This window comes from Nocardia mangyaensis, from assembly GCF_001886715.1.
GTDB classification, from domain to species: domain Bacteria; phylum Actinomycetota; class Actinomycetes; order Mycobacteriales; family Mycobacteriaceae; genus Nocardia; species Nocardia mangyaensis.
Genome location: NZ_CP018082.1, coordinates 3,285,333 through 3,305,590, shown reverse-complemented (window position 1 = coordinate 3,305,590; position 20,258 = coordinate 3,285,333). Strand labels below are relative to the sequence as shown.

General features: G+C 70.0%; 8 protein-coding genes and 2 pseudogenes. 2 read left to right on the top strand and 8 right to left on the bottom strand.

All coding sequences use genetic code 11. The features are described 5' to 3' along the window. Positions 1-44 precede the first annotated feature (44 nt). Positions 45-1,277, bottom strand: coding sequence for a cytochrome P450 family protein (locus tag BOX37_RS14820; RefSeq protein WP_071928160.1), 1,233 nt, complete (start codon positions 1,275-1,277; stop codon positions 45-47). Between the two features lie 194 nt (positions 1,278-1,471). Then, a complete protein-coding gene (locus tag BOX37_RS14815) occupies positions 1,472-2,356 on the bottom strand; it encodes an alpha/beta fold hydrolase (RefSeq protein WP_071928159.1) in 885 nt (294 codons plus the stop codon). Between the two features lie 148 nt (positions 2,357-2,504). Here BOX37_RS14815 and BOX37_RS34005 point away from each other — a divergent pair. Further along, positions 2,505-2,609, top strand: a pseudogene (locus BOX37_RS34005) (nuclear transport factor 2 family protein); the annotation flags it as partial. Here BOX37_RS34005 and BOX37_RS14810 read toward each other — a convergent pair. Beyond that, positions 2,603-3,844 carry a glycosyltransferase gene (locus tag BOX37_RS14810; RefSeq protein ID WP_071928158.1) on the bottom strand — a complete coding sequence of 414 codons (1,242 nt, stop codon included), beginning with the start codon at positions 3,842-3,844 and terminating at the stop codon, positions 2,603-2,605. The pseudogene BOX37_RS34005 and the gene BOX37_RS14810 sit on opposite strands and share 7 nt — an antisense overlap. 11 nt (positions 3,845-3,855) lie before the next feature. Beyond that, positions 3,856-5,145, bottom strand: a complete 1,290-nt coding sequence (locus BOX37_RS14805) for a glycosyltransferase (protein WP_071928157.1) — start codon at positions 5,143-5,145, stop codon at positions 3,856-3,858. 92 nt (positions 5,146-5,237) lie between these two features. Here BOX37_RS14805 and BOX37_RS14800 point away from each other — a divergent pair, with 92 nt between their 5' ends. Continuing rightward, positions 5,238-6,227, top strand: a complete 990-nt coding sequence (locus tag BOX37_RS14800; RefSeq protein ID WP_071931512.1) for a Gfo/Idh/MocA family protein — start codon at positions 5,238-5,240, stop codon at positions 6,225-6,227. On the opposite strand, the gene BOX37_RS14795 is transcribed toward BOX37_RS14800, so the two are convergent. From BOX37_RS14795 to BOX37_RS14785, 4 genes and pseudogenes are all read right to left on the bottom strand, one after another. Then, positions 6,210-7,262, bottom strand: a complete 1,053-nt coding sequence (locus BOX37_RS14795; RefSeq protein WP_071928156.1) for an alpha/beta hydrolase — start codon at positions 7,260-7,262, stop codon at positions 6,210-6,212. The genes BOX37_RS14800 and BOX37_RS14795 overlap by 18 nt on opposite strands. Beyond that, positions 7,259-9,784: a thioester reductase domain-containing protein gene (locus BOX37_RS14790; RefSeq protein ID WP_071928155.1), complete on the bottom strand. Its 2,526-nt coding sequence runs from the start codon at positions 9,782-9,784 to the stop codon at positions 7,259-7,261. The genes BOX37_RS14795 and BOX37_RS14790 overlap by 4 nt, the downstream gene beginning before the upstream one ends. Beyond that, complete coding sequence (locus BOX37_RS36150) at positions 9,781-10,449, bottom strand: hypothetical protein (protein ID WP_420811625.1); 669 nt, start codon at positions 10,447-10,449, stop codon at positions 9,781-9,783. Before BOX37_RS36150 ends, BOX37_RS14790 begins: the two co-directional genes overlap by 4 nt. Positions 10,450-10,483: 34 nt before the next feature. After that, positions 10,484-20,140: pseudogene (locus tag BOX37_RS14785) on the bottom strand (HAD-IIIC family phosphatase); the annotation flags it as partial. Between the last annotated feature and the right edge of the window lie 118 nt (positions 20,141-20,258).

The following is a 20,258-nucleotide window of genomic DNA, read 5'->3' as shown; positions in this document are numbered from 1 at the left end:
CTCCTCGCTCGGCCGGAGTCGATCCGGCCGAGCGAGGCCGCGAGTTACTCGCCCAGACGCACCGGCAGGTGCTGGTGGCCGTTGGAGATGAAGCTGGGCACGGTGCCGAGCTCGGAGACCGGGGCGGCGAGGGTCATCGCCGGGAACCGTTCGAACAGCGCGGGCAGCGAGACCAGCGCCTCGAGCCGGGCCAGGGGCGCGCCGAGGCAGTGGTGCGCGCCGTAGCCGAAGGCCATGTGCGACTGGTTGTCCCGGGTCGGGTCGAACTCGTCGGCGGTGGCGCCGTGCCGCCGCGGGTCGCGGCCCGCTCCGGCGTAGCCGGCCAGGATCGCCTCGCCCTGGGCGATGCGGATACCGTCGATCTCGATGTCGGTCACCGCGAAACGCAAGGGCAGATGCGCGACCGGCGACTCGAATCGCAGGGTCTCCTCGACCAGTTCGGGCCACTTGACCGAGCCGTCGCGCAGGCGAGCCAGCACCTCCGGCCGGGTGAGCAGCGCGGTGATCGCCTGATCGAGCAGGTTGACGGTGGTCTCGTGGCCCGCCGAGATGACCAGCAGCAAGGTGCCGACCAATTCTTCCTCGGTGAGCTGGGTGTCTTCGTCCTCGTCGCGGTGCGAGATGAGCAGGCTGGTCATGTCGTCGCCGGGCTGTTCGCGACGCAGGGCGACCAGTTCGCCGAGGATCCGGTACATCTCCATGTAGTTGGCCTGGGACTGTTCCGGGGTGAGCGTGGTGTCGAAGATGCCGTCGACACAGGTACGCAGGCCGGGGCCGAGCGATTCGGGCACGCCCATCAGTTCCGAGATCACCTGGATCGGCAGCGGATAGGCGAACCGTTCACGCAGATCGACGATCTCACCCGCCGGAGTCGCGGCCAGCGCGTCGAGCAGGTCGTTGGTGATGCGCTCGACCTGTCCGCGCATCGCCTCGGTACGCCGGGCGGTGAACGCGGGTGCCACCAGTTTGCGGAGCCTGCGATGGTCGGCGCCGTAGGCGGTGAACATGTTCGGGGCCGCGACCCACAGATACAGCGGCCAGTCGGGCGGGATCTGTCCCGCGACGAACGCGGGCCAGTGCTGTCCGGCGTCCTTGGAGACCCGGGAGTCGACGAGCAATTTCTCGAGCAGCGCGGCATCGGTGATCGACCATGCCTGCACCCCGCCTGGCAGCTCGACCAGTGTGGCGCGACCCTGCTCCCTGATCCGGACGATCTCCCCCTGAATGTCCTCCCCCGACGTGTCGATTACCAACGGACTCGTCACCGATTCCACCATGAAACCTCTCGATCACCGGTGTTTCCTGGACCCCAGTGCAGGCGATCGCATCGAAACATATTGCTGTAGAGGACCTTCCGGTCCGTTAGCGATGCTACCGGTGGAGACCGGTTATCGCAGTGAGACAGCGGCATACGATCCCACCCGGTGAGACCGATTCGCCGGTAACAAAGCGGCGCGCCGGGTGGCGAGGCTCAGCTGTCGATGGAGCGCGCGTCGCGGATCGCCGTGCGTACCGCGTCGGTGACCACGTCGGGAGCCTCGACCATCACCAGGTGGCCCGCGTCGTCGACGACGATGTCGCGCACCGGTCGCAGCGTTCGGTTGAGCACGGCCCCGGCGCGGGCCGACAGCACCCGGTTGCGGGCGCCCCAGACCGTGGTGATCGGCGGGAAGTCGGTTGGCGGTGCGAAGTCGTCCAGTTCGGCCAGGCGCGGAATCTCACGGGAGATCGCCGCCGTCACCATCAGCCGCCGCGGCTCGGTCCAGCGGGTCCGCAGGTGCGCGACGACTTCGTCGATGTCGGTCCCCCGTGCGGCACCGAGTTGTTCGCTCACGATCACACCAGCCACCGGTCCGGGGAGGCGCACCCGCGCCAGCAGCGCGTCGAGTCGCACATTCCGGCCGAGCACCGCCGCCCAGCCGGTGCGGGTCGGGCGCAGGGTCGCCGGTGTCAGCGGGCTGCTGAGGATCAGGGACCGGGCGCGGCCGGGGTGGCGGCGGGTGTGCAGCAGGGCCAGCGCACTGCCGAAACAGTGCCCGACCAGCGTCACCTCCCGCAGGTCCCGCGCGGCGAGAAACGCCTCGACCATGGCGACATAGTTCTCGAGGGTGTAGCCGTTGTCCGGTGCGTCCGACTCGCCGTAGCCGATGAGGTCGAGCGCGAACACCTGATGGGTGCCCCGCAACGCCGCGACCTGCGCACCCCAGATCCGCCGGTCACCACCGAGGTTGTGCAGGAAGACGATCGGCTCCCCCGAGCCCGCTTCGTCATAGGCGATCGCCGTACCGCGAAAGTCGAAAGTCGGCATCGCCCAGCTTCCTTCCTGGTCACCGGCCGTGCCGCCCACCCGCACCACGACGTCACGGTATCCGCAACGGTAACCGACCCGTGTCCGCCACCTGGGCACTTCGGCCGCACACGGCCCAGAAGTGGGTAGCGTGTGTGGGATGCATCCGTTTCGAAAGGCTGTCGAGTCCGGTGACCGTGCGGCGATGGCGGCGCTGCTGGTGATGGTCCGGCCCCTGTCGGCGGCGACGGCGCTGGCCGAGGCGATGGGCGCGCAGTTCGAGCGGATCCAGCGCGAAGCCGCGGCCGAACTCGGTCACTGACCGTCGCTGCCCGCACGCCCGCCTTGGCGCCCGGCAGCCGCCGACACCGCCTCCGTGTACACCGACAGCAGCCGGGCGAGATGCCGGGACTGGCGTGGCTCATCGGCGTGCGGCGCCAGGGCGGCACGCATCGTGGCCACACGGGAACGGTCGTCGGCCAGCTCGGTCAGGACGGCCGCGAAGGCGTCCACCGAGGAGTCCGGCGTCCGGCGGCCACCTGCCGCGGGAACGGTTTCGGTGAGTTCCGGGTCGCAGTAGACGACGGGCAGGCCCATCGCCACGGCTTCCAGCAGGACCATGCCCTGGGTGTCGCAGTCGGAGGTGAGCAGGAGCAGGTCGTGGTCGCGCATGGCGGCCAGGCAGGTGGCCTGGCCGACCTCGCCGTGCAGGTGGACGCGATCGGATGAATCCCCCGCCGTGCGCACCCGCTCGGCGAGCGGCCCACTGCCATAGACATCGAGGGTGCAGTCGGCGACACGGCGGACCACCGCGATGGCTTCGAGTGGACGTTTCTCGGCGGACAGGCGACCGCACCACAGCGCCCGCAACGGACCGTCGGGGTTCGACGCCGGCCGGTCGGCCGTGCGGACCCGGTCGAGGAGCGCGTCGTCGATTCCGTTGGACACCACATTGATCGGCCGATCCACACCGCGGGCGGTGAGCCGACGGGCAAAGTGGGCGGTCGGCACGATCACCCGGTCCGCGGCCTGCGCCTGGGCGATGAGCGGACGCCAGGCCAGTCGCGCGGTGCGGCTGTCACCGTCGTACGCGGGCCGCGCACGCAGCGGGACGAACCAGCCGTGAACCAGTCGCATGGTCAGCGCCGCCACATACGGTGAGGGCGAGTACTTCTCGATCATCGTGTCGTCGCGGCTCTGCATGCTCTGCACGACCGGGATCGCGTGTCTGCGCGCGGCGCGCACACCGGCGATGCCGCTGCCGTAGGTGGTCAACGCGTGCACGACGTCGACGGGACCGCGGTGCTGGAAGGCCGCATCGATCAGGTGCCGGTTGCCCCGGGTCGGTAGCACCACCGGCAGACCGTTCGACATCGAGAACGGCACCGAGTCGAGCACGACCGTGTCCTCGTCGGGTGACGGGGAACCCGGTGCGGGCGCGGTGAACACGGTGACGCGATGACCGAGACCCCGCAATCCGTCGCACAGTGCCCGCATCGCGGTCTGGACACCGCCGAGGGTGTCGGGGTGAAAGTCGGTGAACAGCGCGACGTGCACGGCGGCCGCGCTCAGGCCGAGGCCGTGGCGGCCAGTCGCTCCACCGCATCGGCCGCGGCGCGCACCCCGTTCTCGGCCGACACCGCGCGCCCGAGTTCAGCGGCCCGGTCGCGCGCCTCGGGCGTGAGCGTGCGGACGAGCGCGTCATGCAATCGTTCCTCGGTCAGCGCCGGGTAGGGGAAGTCGGCGCCGATGCCCAATGCGGCGATCCGCCAGCCGTAGAAGAACTGATCGCTGTGCACGCCGATCACCACCGCGGGCAGACCGGCGCGCAACACATCATGGGTGTTGCCGCTGCCGCCGTGGTGCACGACGGCACGGCAGCGCGGCAGAACCCGGTCGTAGTCGAAGGAATCGAGGACGAAAAGGCTGCGGTCGTAGCCGATTCCACGTGGATATCCCTCGCCCTTCACCGCGACCAGGGCGCGTGCGCCCAGCCTGCGGCAGACCGCCGCGATCAGGTCGCAGGCACCGACGGGATCGAGGATCGGCATGCCGGTCAGGCAGAAGTAGACAGGTGCCTCGCCTTCGTCGAGCCATGCGGTGAGGGTCGGGTCGACCTCGGCCTCACCCCAGGCCCCGCGCAGGCGCGGCGGCAGGATCGGCGCCCCGACGACGGTCGAGCGGTCCGGCCAGTCCGCCGGCTTGGGCAGAAGCACCGGACTCACCATGTGCACCAGCGGAATTCCGTCCTGGCGGATGCGCCGGAACGGGTTGCGGGGCCGACCGGGCAGGTCCATGAGTTCGCGTACCCGCCGGTCGACGCGGCGATAGGCGACGCCATAGGCGAACTCGAACCCCGAGTAGCTGGCCAGCCGCAGCCGCCGCGAGGAGAACATCTTCTTGACCATGAACGACGACGGGAACTCCCCGGTCCGCTCGAGCGGATAGGGCAGGACGCCGATCACCTGCTGACCGGTCTTGCCGCCCCGCTCCATCGCCCACGGCAGGGTCGAGGCGCACGAGACGATCACATCGGCCGAATCGACCGCCTCGGTGAGCACCTCGTGCATCCGCTCCCCGCGCTCCCCCGCCATGATCTTGACCGTGTCCAGCATGATCCGGACGAACGGCAAGGTCTTGCCCGAGGACAGCGCCCGTTTGGCCGCGGGCGATTCCAGCAGTTCGGCCGAGTTGAACGGAATGACGTGCGGCTCGAAACCCGACCGCCGCACCACCTCCGCGTAGTTCTCGGTGGCGGTGATCGCGACCTGGTGCCCGCGCGTGGCGAATTCGTCGGCCAGCGCGAGATACGGCTGGTGATCGCCTCGGGTTCCCGCCGTCAACAACGCGATGCGCATATTCTCGACTTCCGTTCGTGATCGGGTGTATTCGTGCGATGGTCGGATTCGTGGCCGCCGCCTCGGTCGGACGTCGGTGTTACGGTCGGCTGGTGACCGACGAATTGCGCCTCGGCATCCTGGGCGCCGCCCGCATCGCGCCCGCCTCGGTGATCGGGCCCGCCGCCCGGCATCCGGAGGTCGTGGTCGGCGCGGTTGCGGCCCGTGACCGCGAGCGGGCGCGGCGCTTCGCCGACAAGCACCGCATCGGACAGGTGTACGGCAGCTACGCGGAACTGGTCGAGGCGCCCGATCTCGACGCCGTCTACATTCCGCTGCCCAACGGACTGCACGGTCGCTGGACCCGCGCCGCCGTCGCGGCGGGCAAGCATGTGCTGTGCGAGAAGCCGTTCACCGCCAACGCCGAGGAAGCCCGCGAGATCGCCGCGTTGGCCGAGGTCTCCGATCGGGTGGTGATGGAGGCGTTCCACTATCGCTATCACCCGCTGATGGCCGCCGCCGAGCAGGTCATCGCCTCGGGCGAACTGGGCGGATTGCTCAGTGTCGAAGCGGCACTGTCGTTTCCGCTGCCCCGGTTCTCCGACATCCGCTACGACTTCGACCTCGCGGGCGGCGCGCTCATGGACGCGGGCTGCTACGCCGTGCACATGGCGCGCGTGCTCGGCGGGGACACCCCGGAGGTGGTCGCGGCGCAGGCGAAACTGCGCGATCCGCGGATCGACCGCGCGATGACCGCCGAGCTGCGCTTCCCGGCCGGGCACACCGGCCGGATCCGGTGCTCGATGTGGTCGTCGGACGTGCTGCGCATCGGCGCCACCGTGGTCGGCGAACGGGGCCGGATGCGGCTGGTCAATCCGGTGGTGCCGCATCTGGGTCATCTGCTGATCGTGCGGTCCGAGCGCGGCAGACGGGTGCGCCGGTTCGGCCGTCGCACCTCCTACGACTACCAACTCGACGCCTTCGCCGGGGCGGTGCTGCGCGGCGAGCCGGTCGCGACCACGCCCGCCGATGCCGTCGACACGATGCGCGTCATCGATGACATCTATCTCGCCGCCGGTCTGCCATTACGCCTGCCCCGCTGAGTGCTCGTCGAGGAAGTCGACGAGATGGCCGAACACGTCCAGTGCGGCGCCACGGCCGATGAAGGTGTCGAGGTGGCCGTAGGAGGGGATCTCGACGTAGCGGACGTCCAGTTCCGGATTGCGCGCGGCCAGCACCTCGTGGCAGAGCTTGTTCGAGTCGAGCCAGGCGGCATTGCGAGTGCCCGACAGCAGCAGTACCGGGCAGTCGATCCGGTCGGCGTGGTCGAGCGCGTTCGCCGGAAGTGCCCGATAGCGGTCGTCGTCGATGTTCCAGCGCACGACGGCGTGGGCGAGTTCCATCTGCCGCAGGTGCGCCAGTGGCGCGAGCGAGATCGTGCCGAACAGTTCGGCCAGCCGGTCGTGGGTGCGGGCGTCGAGATGGTCGTGTTCGAACAGTTCCGCGCCCATCCCCCAGCCGTGGTGGACCATGCGGCAGGTGGGGTCGGGGCACTCGCCCTTGCGCGACAGCGCGGCGTAGAGCAGGGTGCGCCGCGACCACAGTCCGACCTTGCGGAAATCGGATTCGAGGTGGTTCACCCGTGACCCGATCAGTTCGCTGCCGAGCAGCACCCGCATTCTCGTCGACGTGCTGACCTTCGGGGTGAGGAAGACGCCTTGGGCGACCACCCCGGCCAGGCCGGGCAGCAGGCCGGCGGTGAGGCTCTGCGCCACGGCCAGCGCGCCGATACAGTGCGCCACCACGAACAGCGGTCGGTCACCGATGCGTGCCCTGACCTCGGTGAGGGCGGCGGGCAGGTCGTAGAGGGCGACGTCGTCGAGGGTGTAGGGCGGGCCTGATTCGTTGTAGGGCAGGCGGCAGCTTCCGCGCCAGTCGAGCAGCCATGACTGGTACCCCGCGTCGGCGAGCACCTGGGTCGCATTGCGAATCTCGGTCAGCGAGAACATCTCCGAGGACACGCCTTGCCCGTGCACCAGCAGCACCGCGGGCCCGTCGGCCGGACCGACGCGGCGCAGGCGCAGGTCGAGGCCGTCGGCGGTGCGGAAGGTGATCAGCTCGGGTTCGGTGATGGTCATCGGCGGTCCTTCCGCAGGGCACGGCGCAGGTCGAGCAGATCGATGCCGACGCGCAATACCGGTTCCATCAGGCTCTTGCCCAGTTGTCCGCCGAACCAGCTCAGCCACACCAGTTTCGCCAGCCGCTGCTGGCGTTCGGGCAGGCGGGGATCGACTTCGATGCCGTCGATCTGGTCGGGCAGATAGGTATGCGTCGGCACCGCGACCTCACCGGTATAGGCGCCGGGTTCGCCGGGACGACCGATCTCGATCACCTGGGTGCCGAGCTGACGGATCAGGCGGCGGCGCGCGGCGGCGAACTTGTAGCCCGTCAGCCACCAGGTGCCGCCGCTGCGATCACGCAGGCTCAGTTGGTAATGCATGATCGGATGCCGCAGTTCGTCGCGCAGGGGAATGCCCTCGTGTGGACGGACGGTCGCGGTCCCGGTGACGAGGAGTGGCTCGTCGTGCAGCGCGGCACAGGTGAGTTCGCCGGTCACGTCGAGGGTGCGCGCGGTGAACACCTGGGCGCTGCTCGCGACGGACAGGGTCAGCCGCAGATCACAGGGATTCTCGGCCGCTGAGCCGCGGGGTCCGATGGTGCCGGACAGTGTTTCGTTGAACCGCAGGTAGGGATGCTCGCCCGGTGAACCCATCACGGCCAGGGCCTCGAGCATGCGTGCGCGGGCGGGGCCGGCGGTGCCGGGTTTCGGCAGGCCATGGGCCGCGACGAGGGCATCGGTGTGGATGGCCGAAGCGGGTGGGGTGTTCACCATGGCGGCCAGTTGACGGCGCGCGACCGGGCTCTGCAGCAGCTGGGCCAGTGATTCCAGTTCCGGCACCGGCCCTTCCTCGATCGCACGCACCACATCGGCGCACCACTGTTCCCAGTGCTGCACCCGGATCCCCATGCCGCCCAGCGTGGTTTCGGCGACGATCCGGTCGAGTGTGGTCGGCGGCCCGGTCAGGTGGTAGGTGTGCCCCCACGCGGCGGGCGTGGTGATCACCTGCGTGGCGACCCGGCTCACCCAATCCACCGGTGCCGAATTGAGATGCCGGAATCCCGGCACGGTGCGGAATTTCAGGAGCGCGGCGGTGATGCCGGTATTGAGGTCGCGGGGGTTGTGCGCACCGGTCTCCGGATGACTGCCGATCCCACCGGGCCGCAGAACGGTCACCACCACGCCGTGTTCTGCTGCCCGGCGCAAGACGGCTTCGGCGGCCCACTTCGAGCGGTCGTACCCGATCGGCAACGTCGCGACATTCGCCGGCGGTGTCTGCTCACCCAGCTCTGTGGCATCAGAGCCGTTGAACACCGCGAGTGAGGAGACGTGGTGCAGCGGTTTGGATCGCGTGGTGCACGCCAGCTCGGCGAGCGTCAGCGGGCCGAGCACATTGGTCCGGCGCAGCGAGGGATAGCCTCGCAGGAAATCCACCGCGGCACCTGCGTTGACGATCGAATCCACTTCGGCGGCAAGGGACTCCCACCGCTGCACGGTCATCCCGAGCCGCGGCTCACGCAGATCACCGGCCAGCGGCGTCACCCGTCGCAACACCTCCCGCGACCAGGGCAGCGCGTAGCCACGAACAGCCTGCTCGAGCCGTCGCGTGGCGGCGGCATCGTCGTCAGCGCGCACCAGGCAGATGACGTGAGCATCGCTGTGCCGCAACAAATCCAGCAGCAGATGGCTACCGAGGAACCCCGTCGCCCCGGTCAGCAGGATGCGAGTTGGGGCAACGCGCTCCGGCGCCGAGACGATCGGTAGTCGGTCGGCCCCGGCCAGGTCGGCGAAGAGTTGCGCGAGGTCGTCGGTATCGGCGACGGGGTCTGGGGAAACCGTCCTCATCGGTGCCGAACCGTTCGCCTCCGCACCCGCTACGGGCTGGGTGGCACCGGACCTTGTTGCCGGTGGCGATGTCGAGGCGAACCCGGCTGCGACCGCCGCGGGCGGCTGTTGCCCTGCGGATGACACGCCGCCTACCCCTCCGCCGGTCGCTTGTCTCGGCGCCGAGTGGTCGAAGCCGCTGCTTTCGGTTCGTGGCGCGAGATACCCCGGATGGTCGGCCAGCCAGCGTCGAGCAAGTCTGCGTGGCCGCGCATCGAAGAAGACGGTGTCCAGGTCGAGGTGGATGTTCAGGTCGCGCGCCAGTGCCGCGACGAACTCGACGGCGGCGATGGAGCTGCCACCCGCGTCGAAGAAGTCGGTGTCGGCATCGAGGGACTCGGTGCTGAACAGATTCGCCACTGCGGTGACAGCGTCGACCACGGCGTCGAGGTCCGTGGCAGCCCCCTTGCCGCCGCTGTCCGCGCGAGCGGCATCGGGCCGGGCTGCCGCCGGTTCTTTCGCGCCGCCACGCGTTTCGATCGATCCGGATGTCACACCGGATGTCACCGCCAGTGAGACTCCCGGTTCGTTCTCGCCGACCCGGGAGAGCAGCGCCGCGATGTCCATGCCCGCGGTGTCGCGTTCGAGGGATTCGCCTCGGGCGCGCCGGTCGATGGCCGGGTTGCGGACCGTGGTCGGTTCAACGGGGTCGGTCACCCGGTCACCTCCTGGGTGTTCGCGGTGGTGTGCCAGGACCTGAATTCGCGCAGCCGGTTCGGTGTGATCGTCACAGTCTGTGGCCCCTCACTGGTCGAGCTGCCGTGCAGGCGGGCGGCCAGGCGGCGGGCCGGTTCGTTGCGGGGCGTGTGGTCGACCGACAGGTGGACCGTCGCGCAGCCGAGGGCGTCGGCGCGGTCGGCCACCCATTGGAGGAGTCGTTCTTCGACGCCGCGGGCGAGGGCTCGGCAGCTGAGTTGCCAGCCGGTGATCCGGAGAACGTCGCCCTCGTTCCGCAGGGCGAGTACCGAGATCAGGCCGTAGTCGCCGAAGCGGTCGCGGGCGGTGGCCGTCCAGACCTCGCCGTGCTCGCGCCACCGGTCGAGGTCGTCGGCGGTGGCGGTGCCGAGGGTGAACTGGGTGGTGCGGCGCACGAGTTGTCGTGCCCGGGTCGTGGTGTCCTCGGTCAGTGGCTCGATGTCGACCTCGAGTGCCAGTTGATCGAGGAACTCCTCGAATTCCAGTGCGGCACGGGCATGGTCGCGGTCGGATTCCTGGCGATAGAAGTCGGCGCGCAGGCGGTCCTCGATGGTCGCGGCGAGCGGTACCAGTGGCCACAGGCGGGTGAGGAACGATTCGAGCGCCTCGGCGGGCGGGCAGGTCACACAGCACCTCGGGCAGTTGCGCACGCATCCGCGCCACCTCGACGGGGTTGTCGTCGAGGAAGCAGAAGGTGTCGAGACCGAGACCCAGGGTGCGGGCGATGTTCTCCACACGGTCCGGTTTGCCGTCCCAGCTCGCGGAGATGGCGGCGAAGGCAGCGGGACTCAGCGGGCTGTCCGGCCGGTCCAGAATCGCCCGAACGATGTCCTCGTCGTTGTTGCTCACCAGCACCAACAAGGTCCCCGCCGCACGCCATTGCCGCAGTCGCCGCGCCAGCAGACGACGTGGCGCGTCGAATTCGACTCCAGTGACACCGATTTCGCCCGCGATGCCGCTCCACAAGGTGTCGTCGCCATCCACCGCGATGACCTTCGGCGCGGGCTCGACAACGGCGGTGACAGTCGCCGTCAGCGTCAGCGCCATGGCCGCCTGGAATTCCGGTGTGAACGGCAAGTGCGCCAGGACTTCGGTCCGCTCGTCGTAGGGATCGGCCACCGCGTGCAGGCGCGTCCACTGCTCCGCCTCGAGCACCGCGATACCGGGAACATCGCGAAGGTTCTCGACGACAGTCCGCTCCCACTCGATCAGCCGTTCCGTGGATCGCCGCGTCGGTGCGATGCCGACGATGATCGACCGGCCCGTACGCTCGACGACTCCCTTGATCACCGTGGGGAACTCGACGGCGAGCTCGGCGAGGACCTCGTCGGTGACCTCACCGAACCGTTCCAGATCCGCCGCCCGCATCAGCAGCACGCCGAGCGTGGTCGACGGTTGCGCGAACACCCCCGACGGATCGCGCAGGCACGCCAGCACGTGGTGGTACGGCGCCTCCGCGACGGACAGCGCGTTCTCGGATGATGCGGCGACCAGCAACTCCGGCAGCCTGCCGAGCGCGAACGTGGCGGCCACCGCCGCCCGAACACCCGAAACAGCCTCCGGTCCCACCGCTTCGGCACCGACGGGCGCTCCGGGGTCGGCGACGGCCGCTTCGACCACCGCCAGGTAGTCGGTCCCGAAGGCGGTGCAGGTCCGCGCGTCGATGATGTCGGTGTTGTAGGTGAACCAGACCTGCCCGGTGTCGGGCAGCACCGCGATCATGAGGTCGAGGTCGGAGTACCCCGTGCTCACGGGGACGATCTCGGCCCGGCCGACGGCCGAATTGGCGCGCAGGTAGTTGAAGTACACCTCCACCAGCGGCGCGTTGTCGCGGGCGAGGCCCTCCCCGGCGAGCGCGGCGATCACTTCGGCGAAGCCCGCGCCGGGTGCGAGCAGATTGCGCAGGCGGTCGCCGGTGCGGCGCAGGACGTCGGCGACGAGGTCCCCGGTTTCCACCGCTGCCGGGAAAGGCACGGGCACACCGAAATACCCGACGGCGTCCGTCGCATCGGCATGCATGCGGGTGTCCACGGGAACGGCCACGGCGAACCGATCGATCTGCTGCCTGCGCGCGAGCGTTACGGTGAGCGCACCGAGGAAGACAGCGGCCGGGGTGATGCCGAGCTCCCGCGCCCGATCGGCGACCCGATCGTGCAGACCGGGCGGCATGTCCAGCGCGAGCGCACCGGCGCCGTAGCCTCGTTCGGCCGGGCGTGACCGGGCCAGTGTCAATTCGAGCCGCTGCGCACCGGCGAACGCGGCACGCCAGCGGGCGACCGCGTTGTCGTCGCGCCTGGCCGGTTGGGCAGCCAGCAGTTGGTGCAGGTCGCGGTTGGTCACCGTGTCATCGAGGCGGATTCCGGACAGTTCGGCGACGAGTTCACCCGCGACCAACAGCATCGACTGCACATCACTCATGGCGTGGTGCGCGCCGACGAGCAGGACCTGGTCGGTGGATTCGGCGTCGAGCAGTTCGAAGCGCCACAGCGGACCGGTCGCCACATCGAAAGCCGGGGCCATCAGGTCGCGGAACCGTGCCTCGACGACAACGTCATCGAGATGGTCGAGGGACCGCCAGCCGATCGACAGCGCGGCCTCGCGGTAGATCTCGAGCTGGCGCCCGTTCGCGTCACTGGCCCGGACGGCGGTGCGCATCGCCGCATGGCGGCGAGCCGATCGGGCCACTGCCTGCTCGAGTTCGGCCCGGGTGACCCGCGTGCGCAGCCGCACCGCCACACCGCCGGTCTGCGCGGCGCTCGGGATGCCGAGCTGCTCGGTCCGCAGCAGCCGCATCATGTCCCTGGTCACCGGCAGCACTTCGACCTCGGGCACCTCGACAGCGGCAGTTTCGGCCGAACGGGAGTCTTGCCGCACGACCTCCTCGACCAGGTAGGCGGCGAGGTCGGTGAGGTTCTGTTCGGCGAGGATCGTGCCGAGCGGCACCGCGATCCCGGTGTGCGCCCGCACCTTGTTGCGCAGTTCGACCGCCATCAGCGAGTCGAGACCGAGACTCTGGAAGGTCTCCTCGACGGCGACGGTCGCTGTGCCCGAATGCCCGAGCACCTCCCCGGTCCACCCGGCGACGGCGGCCGTGACCACGGTGATGGCCTCCGCCCGCGGGAGTGCTCGAAGCTCGCGCGCGAACGCCGAGCCCGTCGCAGGATCGACCGCCGCGTGATCGGCCACGGCCCGCCGCGGCGCCCGGCGCACCAGTCCGCGCAGCAGCGGCGGGACCGCGGGTGAGCGTCGCAGCACCTCGGTGTCGAGCAGCAGCGGAACCAGCAGTGGATCACCCTGTGCCAGTGCGGCATCGAAGCACGCCATGCCGTCTGGCACCGAGAAGGCCCGGACGCCCGCGCGCGCGATGCGCCGGATGTCGGCGTCGGCCATGTGCTCGTGCATGTCGACGTCCCAGGCACCCCAGGCCAGCGACTGCGCGGGCAGCCCGAGTGACCGGCGGTGCACCGCGAGGGCGTCGAGATAGGCGTTGGCGGCCGCGTAGTTCGCCTGACCCGGTGTGCCGAACAGACCGCCCGCCGCGGAGAAGAGCACGAAGATCGACAGGTCCCGGTCCGCCGTCAGCTCGTGCAAGTGCTGCGCCGCATCGACTTTCGGGCGTAGCACAGCGGTGAGCTGGTCCGGGGTGAGCGAGCCGATGGTGGCGTCATCGAGAACGCACGCGGCATGGATCACACCGGCCAGCGGCAACCCGTCCAGCAGTTCGGCCAGTGCCGGCCGCTCGGTGATGTCGCACGCGGCGAACCGCACCCGAACACCCCGCTGCTCGAGATCGTCCCGCAGTTCCGCACCCCCGGGACCGTCGACCCCCCGTCGGCTGACCAACACCAGATCCCGCACCCCGTAGGCGTCGGCCAGATGCCGGGCGAGCGCCGAACCCAACCGCCCCGGCGCCCCGGTCACCAACACGGCACCGTCCCCGAGCGACACCCGCCCCGCCGGCGTCGGCCCTTCTGGCAGCCGAGCCAACCTGGGCGCGAAGGCCAAGCCCTCCAGCACCGCCACCTGCTGCTCGCCTGTCGCGAGAACAGCCGCGAAGTCGACGTCGGCATCCGCACTGTCCACCAGCACGATCCGGCCCGGGTTCTCCGACTGCGCCGACCGGACCAGCCCCCACACCACCGCACCCACGGGATCAGGACCGGTCCCACCACTGGACACGCGCGCCCCGACATAGTCGGTGCCTGCGTCAACCACGCCGCCTACCACCCGCACACCTGGTGTACCCGCCGTATCGCGGCTGGCAACGACTCCGCGCACGGCGGCCAGGCCGGAACTTGCGACGGGGACCACAGCCTGGGTGCGCACGATCAGCGTTGCTGTCTCGAAGCGGTTGTCGCCGAGGAAGCTCTGCAGTGCGCCGAGGACGTACTGGGCGGTGTCGTGCACTTCGACAGTCGAATTGCCCTCGGGAACAGTCAAGATCACCGCATCCGTCGCACCGGGTTCGGTGTCGTGCCAGTCGCCGAGACTCCGTACGCCGTGTACAGGGGACAGCGGCAACGGGGTCCACTTCACCTGGAACAGGCGGCGGTGGGCGGGGGCGAGGGTGGCCGACTGCCACTGGGTGGGGTCGACCGGGCGTAGTAGCAAGGAGCCGACCGATACCACGGGTCGGCCGGTGCGGTCGGTCGCGGACATGGTGACGGTGTCGGTGCCGGAACGGGCCAGTCGAACGCGCAGCGTGGTGGCGCCGGTGGCCCACAGGGCGACATCGGACCAGACGAACGGCAGGAGGGCGTGCCCGCCGTCGTCGGCGGCGAACAGGGCGGTCGCGTGCAGGGCCGCGTCGAGAAGGGCCGGGTGGATGCCGAAGTCGGCGGCCGCGCCGTGTGCGGATTCGGCGAGTTCGACCTCGACGAAGATCTCGTCGTCGCGTCGCCAGGCGGTCCGCATCGCCCGGAACAGGGGGCCGTAGTGGTGACCCCGGGCGAACAGCCTCTGGTACAGGTCGTCGACATCGACGCGAGTGGCGCCGGTGGGCGGCCACGACCGAGCTGGGGCCGAAGTCACCGAATCACCTGCTCCCCCGGGATGGTGCGCTCCATCGTGCGGCAGGTCGAAGTCCGGGCTGCCCGAGCGCGGCCCGACGCTCCATCCCACGCCGGACAGCGCGGTACCCGCTGCGCGGTGGGGCGCGCCGATGACTGCTGTGTGGTCGGGTGCGTCCATGGCGGCCGCAGGGTTGCGCCCCACGGTGGCGGCGGGACCGGGACCGGCCGCCGGCGGCGGCGATCGGAACGAGTCACGCTGTGCCAGTGAGTGATCGAGCTCCTCACCGAGAATCCCGTCGGCGTGCAGCGTCCACTGCGCATCGGGGTCGGTCTCGGACCGAGCAAAGATCCGTACTGTCCGACGGTGATCCTGATCGGCCCCGCCGACGACCACTTGCACCTGCACAGACCCCTGCTCGGGCACGAGCAGCGGCGCACGAAGCACCAGCTCGCGCACCACCGGACAGTCCACTTCGTCACCGGCCCGCACGGCCCATTCGACCAGTGCCGCACCGGGCACCAGCACCGCGTGCGGTCCCGCGTGATCCACCACCCACGGCTGCTTCGCCCGCGAGATCCGCCCCGTCAGGGTGACACCGTCCGAATCCGGCTGCGGCACAGCGGCTCCCAGCACCGGATGGGTGATGTCGTCGAGTCCGAGCGACCCGGTGTCGCGGTTGGCCCCCTCGGTCCAGAAGCTCCGCTCGTCGAAAGCGTAGGTGGGCAGGTCGATCCGTCCGCGCTCCGGGGCCAGGCGGGACCAGTCCAGATCATGACCGCCGACATACAGCGCGGCCTGTGCCCTGGCCAGGCTGGTCGGCCCGTCCTCGTCGCGAACCAGCGAGCCGACGGCGATCACGTCGCGCTCCAGCTCCTCCGACACCGTCTTCACCGCCGCTGTCAGCGACGGGTGCATGCCGAGTTCGACGAAATACCGGAACCCGTCGGCGATCAGCCGCTCGACGGTGGCCGCGAACCGCACGGTCTCGCGCGCATTGCGATACCAGTACTCGGGCCCGGCCGGCGCGTCGGTGACCAGCTCACCCGTCACCGTCGAGTACCAGGCGATGGTGGGCGCCGACGCGCCGAGATCGGCCAGCTGATCGGTCAGCGGCTCGCGAATGACCTCGATCAATCCGCAATGCCCGGCCAGTCCGGGACCGGACGCCCCGAGCCGCGTGTAGATCCCCGCGCGATCCAGCTCGGCCAGCAATTCGGTCACCGCGGCCTGCTCACCGGCCACGATCGTCGACCGGCGCACATTGACCGCCGCGATCGACACCCGACCGTCGAAGGCGAGCAGTCGCGTGGCGACCTCGGCCTCGGGCAGGCCGATCATCGCCATCGCGGCCGGTTCGTCGATGGCCTGCATGAGGCGGCTGCGCGTGACGACGATCCGGGCAGCATCATCCAGATCGAGAACTCCGGCGCAGTAGGCGGCGGCGATCTCACCCTGGCTGTGACCGAGCACCGCGTCCGGGGTGACACCGGCCGCGCGCCAGGTGGCGGCCAGGGCGGCCATCGTCGCGAACAGCAGCGGCTGGACGACGGGGAAGTCCACCAGGTCGGCGGGTGCCATGGTGGTGAGCCGATCGACCAGCGACCACCCGATGTGCGCGCCGAATGCCTTGTCACACAGTTCGAATTCCGCCCGGAACTCGGCGCTGGAGGACAGCAGGTCGCCCGCCATGCCGACCCACTGCATGCCCTGCCCGGGAAAGACGAAAGCCGTTTTGGCGTTGGTCAGCACCGGTCCGGTACCGACCGCGACATCCGCCGACGAACGCCCAGCCACCAGATCACCCAGCGCGCCGACCATCCCGGCGCGATCAGCGGCAACCACTACCGCCCGACGCTCGAACTGACTGCGCTGCAAGGCAAGTGCTCGCGACACCTGCCCCGGATCCGATCGCGGATCAGCCGCCACCAGGTCGAGCAGCCGCCGCGCCTGCCCGTGCACCGATGCCTCGCTACGCGCCGAAATCGGCAGCAGTGCCACACCACCGGCGAGCGGATCGGCCTCCTCGACCGGCGTCGGCGGCGCTTCCTCGAGAATCAGGTGCGCGTTCGTGCCACTCAACCCGAAGGCACTCACCCCGGCCCGGCGCGGCCGATCACCCCGCTGCCACGGCCCCGCCTGCGCCTGCACCGCCACCCCGCTGCGCGCCCAATCGACATGCGGCGAGGGTTGGGCCGCGTTCAATGTCGCCGGGATCCGCTCGTGCTGCAGCGCGAGAACCAGTTTGATGACACTGGCCACGCCCGCCGCCGCCTGCGTATGCCCCACATGAGATTTCAGCGAACCGACACCCAGCGGCCGCGCCGGATCACGCCCCGGCCCGAAGACCCGCGCCAGCGCCCGCGCCTCGATCGGATCGCCGAGCGCCGTCCCGGTCCCGTGCGCCTCCACGTAGTCGATCTCGTGCGGCGCCAGACCCGAGGCCCGCAGCGCCGAGCGCAACACCTGCTCTTGGGCAGCGCCATTGGGAGCGCTCAGTCCCTGACTGCGGCCGTCCTGGTTCACCGCCGAGCCGCGCACGACCGCGAGCACCCGGTCCCCGTCACGCCGCGCATCACTGAGCCGCTTCAACAGCACCAACCCGGCTCCCTCGGCCCACACCGTCCCGTCCGCATCCGCGGAGAACGGCGCGCACCGGCCCGTCGGTGACAACACACCCAGCTTGCACAGCTCGATATGGGCGATCGGCGACATCAGCAAGGTCGCCCCGCCCGCCAGCGCCAGCTCGCACTCCCCCGCGCGCAGCGCCTGCATGGCCAGGTGCATCGCGACGATCGAGGACGAACACGCGGTGTCGAGGGTGACCGCGGGTCCGTGCAGACCCAGGGTGTAGGAGATGCGACCGGACGCGACGCTCGGCGAAAGTCCGGTTCCCACTTGACCGTTCAGCTGGTCGGGCGCAGGATCAGCCAGATAGCCGGTGCTGTACACGCCCAGGTACACCCCGGTCGCGCTCCCGTGCAGGGTGCGCGGGTCGCGGCCGGACCGCTCGATGGCCTCCCAGGCCAGCTGCAGCATCATCCGTTGCTGGGGGTCCATCACCGCGGCTTCGCGGGGGCCGATGCCGAAGAAGGCGGCGTCGAAGCGGTCGATCCCGTCGACGTAACCGCCCCGGAAGGTGTAGGCCGTGCCGGGCATGGTCGCGTCCGGGTCGTAGAGACCGTCGATGTCCCAGCGGCCCGGCGGCACCTCTGACAACCCGTCGGTCTCGCCGTCCAGGAGACGCCACAGCGCTTCCGGGGAATCCGCGGCACCGGGGAATCGACAGGACATGGCGATGATCGCGACGGCATCGTCGTCCTCGGCGTCCGCCCGTGATTCGGGTTCGACGGCTTCAGGTGCGGCGGTGTCGCTCTCGGCCGGCCCGGCCAGCACCGTGGCCACCCCGGCGATCGTCGGGTGGTCGAAGAACAGATTCGTGTCGATGAACCGGCCGACGAAGTCCGACAGATCGACCACGAGCTCCACCAGATCGGCCGAGCCCAAACCGAATTCGACCAGGGGACGGTGGATGTCGACCCGTTCGGGATCGAGCAGCGCCTGCCGCGCGATCGCGTGCACCAGCCACGATCGCACGGCCTCCACGGACAACTCCGCCGCGGGCTCCTCGACCGCGACCTCCGCCGCAGGCTCCTCGAACTCGTCCTCGGGCGAGCGCATCGGCCCCGCCAGCAACGCCAGCAGCTCACCGGACAGATACGCCGCCCGGCACGCCGAACGCTGGATCTTGCCACTGCTGGTCTTGAACACGGTCCCCGGCCGGATCAACAGCACCGCGGCGAGGGTGAGCCCGTGCTCGCTCGACACCGCGGCCCGGATCGCCCCCTCGGCGGCGGCCAGCTCGTCGGGATCGGACCCACGCACCTCGGCCACCACAACCGGCTGTTCACCGTCGGCACCGGCCTCGACGGCGAAGGCCGCCACACAGCCCGCGCGCACCTCGGCGTGCGCCGCCTCGACGGTCGCCTCGATGTCTTGCGGATAGTGGTTGCGACCATCCACGATGACCAGGTCCTTGTGCCGACCGGTCACGAAAAGCTCACCACTGGAGACGAATCCGAGGTCACCGGTGCGCAGGAAGCGACGGTCGTCGCCGGGCAGCATCGCCCCGAACACCTCGGCGCTCGACTGCTCGTCGCGGAAGTACCCCGCCGCCACGCTGTCGCCGGCGACCCAGATCTCGCCTTCCTCGCCATCGGCGCGGGCGAGGCCGCTCCCCGGATCGACGATCGCGAGCGACATCCCGGCCGCCGCCGGGCCGACGCCGACGAGCTCCCTGCCGTGCGCGGAGATCCCCGGCACGATCGTCGGGGGCGCGGTGGTGGGCGGTGCGGTGACGATCAATGTCGCCTCGGCCAACCCGTAGACCGGCTGCTGGGCCTCGGCGCGGAAGCCGGCGCGGGCGAAGGTGTCGGCGAAACGCCGCACCGTCGCGGCCCTGACCGGTTCCGACCCGTTGAACGCCACCCGCCATCGGCTCAGATCGAGCTGATCGATCTGTTCCGGGGTGACGCGGCGAAGACACAGTTCATAGCCGAAATTCGGTCCGCCGCTGGTGTGCGCGCCGTAAGTGGAAATTGCCTGCAGCCAGCGTTCGGGCCGCTGCAGGAAATGCAACGGCGACATCAGCACCGAATTCGCGCCGAGATACACCGTGTGCAACAGCGGGGCGATCAGACCCATATCGTGATACATCGGCAGCCAGCTCGCGAACAGGGCGCCGTCCCAGGATTCGGCCAGTGCGCGATCGTGCCCGAGACCGGCGGCGAGCGCCTCCTGGTTGTGCAGGAGATTGCCGTGGGTCAGCACGACGCCGCGCGGGGCGCTGGTCGAACCGGAGGTGTACTGGATGAACGCCACCGAGTCCGACGACAGATCCGGTTCCTGCCAGCGCAGCGCGGCGGCATCGGGTAGCTCGTCGGTGGCCAGCCAGGGCAGTCCCGCCAGTTCGGGGATCTCCGCGCTCAGCGCCGCCGACTCCGCGACCACCCGGCGCGGCGCCAGCACCACGTCGACCTCGGCATGGGCGACCATCCGCCGCAATCGCCGCAGCGAGCGGTTGTCCCATTCGGGCAGCGGCGCCGGCACGGCGACAACCCCCGCGGCCAAGCACCCGAAGAACGCCTCGGCGAACTCGGGACCGGCGGGGAAGAGCAACAGCGCCCGGCGCGGCGCGGAGTCCTGCAGGACGGCGCCGATCGCCCTGGCGCGGCGGCCCAGCTGGGCGTAGGTCAATTCGCGAACGACACCATCGACGTCTCCATTGTCCAAGAATCGATAGACCACCTCGGCCGACCGATTCTCGACCCGGGCGAACAATGTCTCGACGAAAGTGTTGAGCACGAACTGCTTCCTCTGACCGTGGAACCCGCTGACTGCGCCCACCCTAGCGGTCGGGTGACGA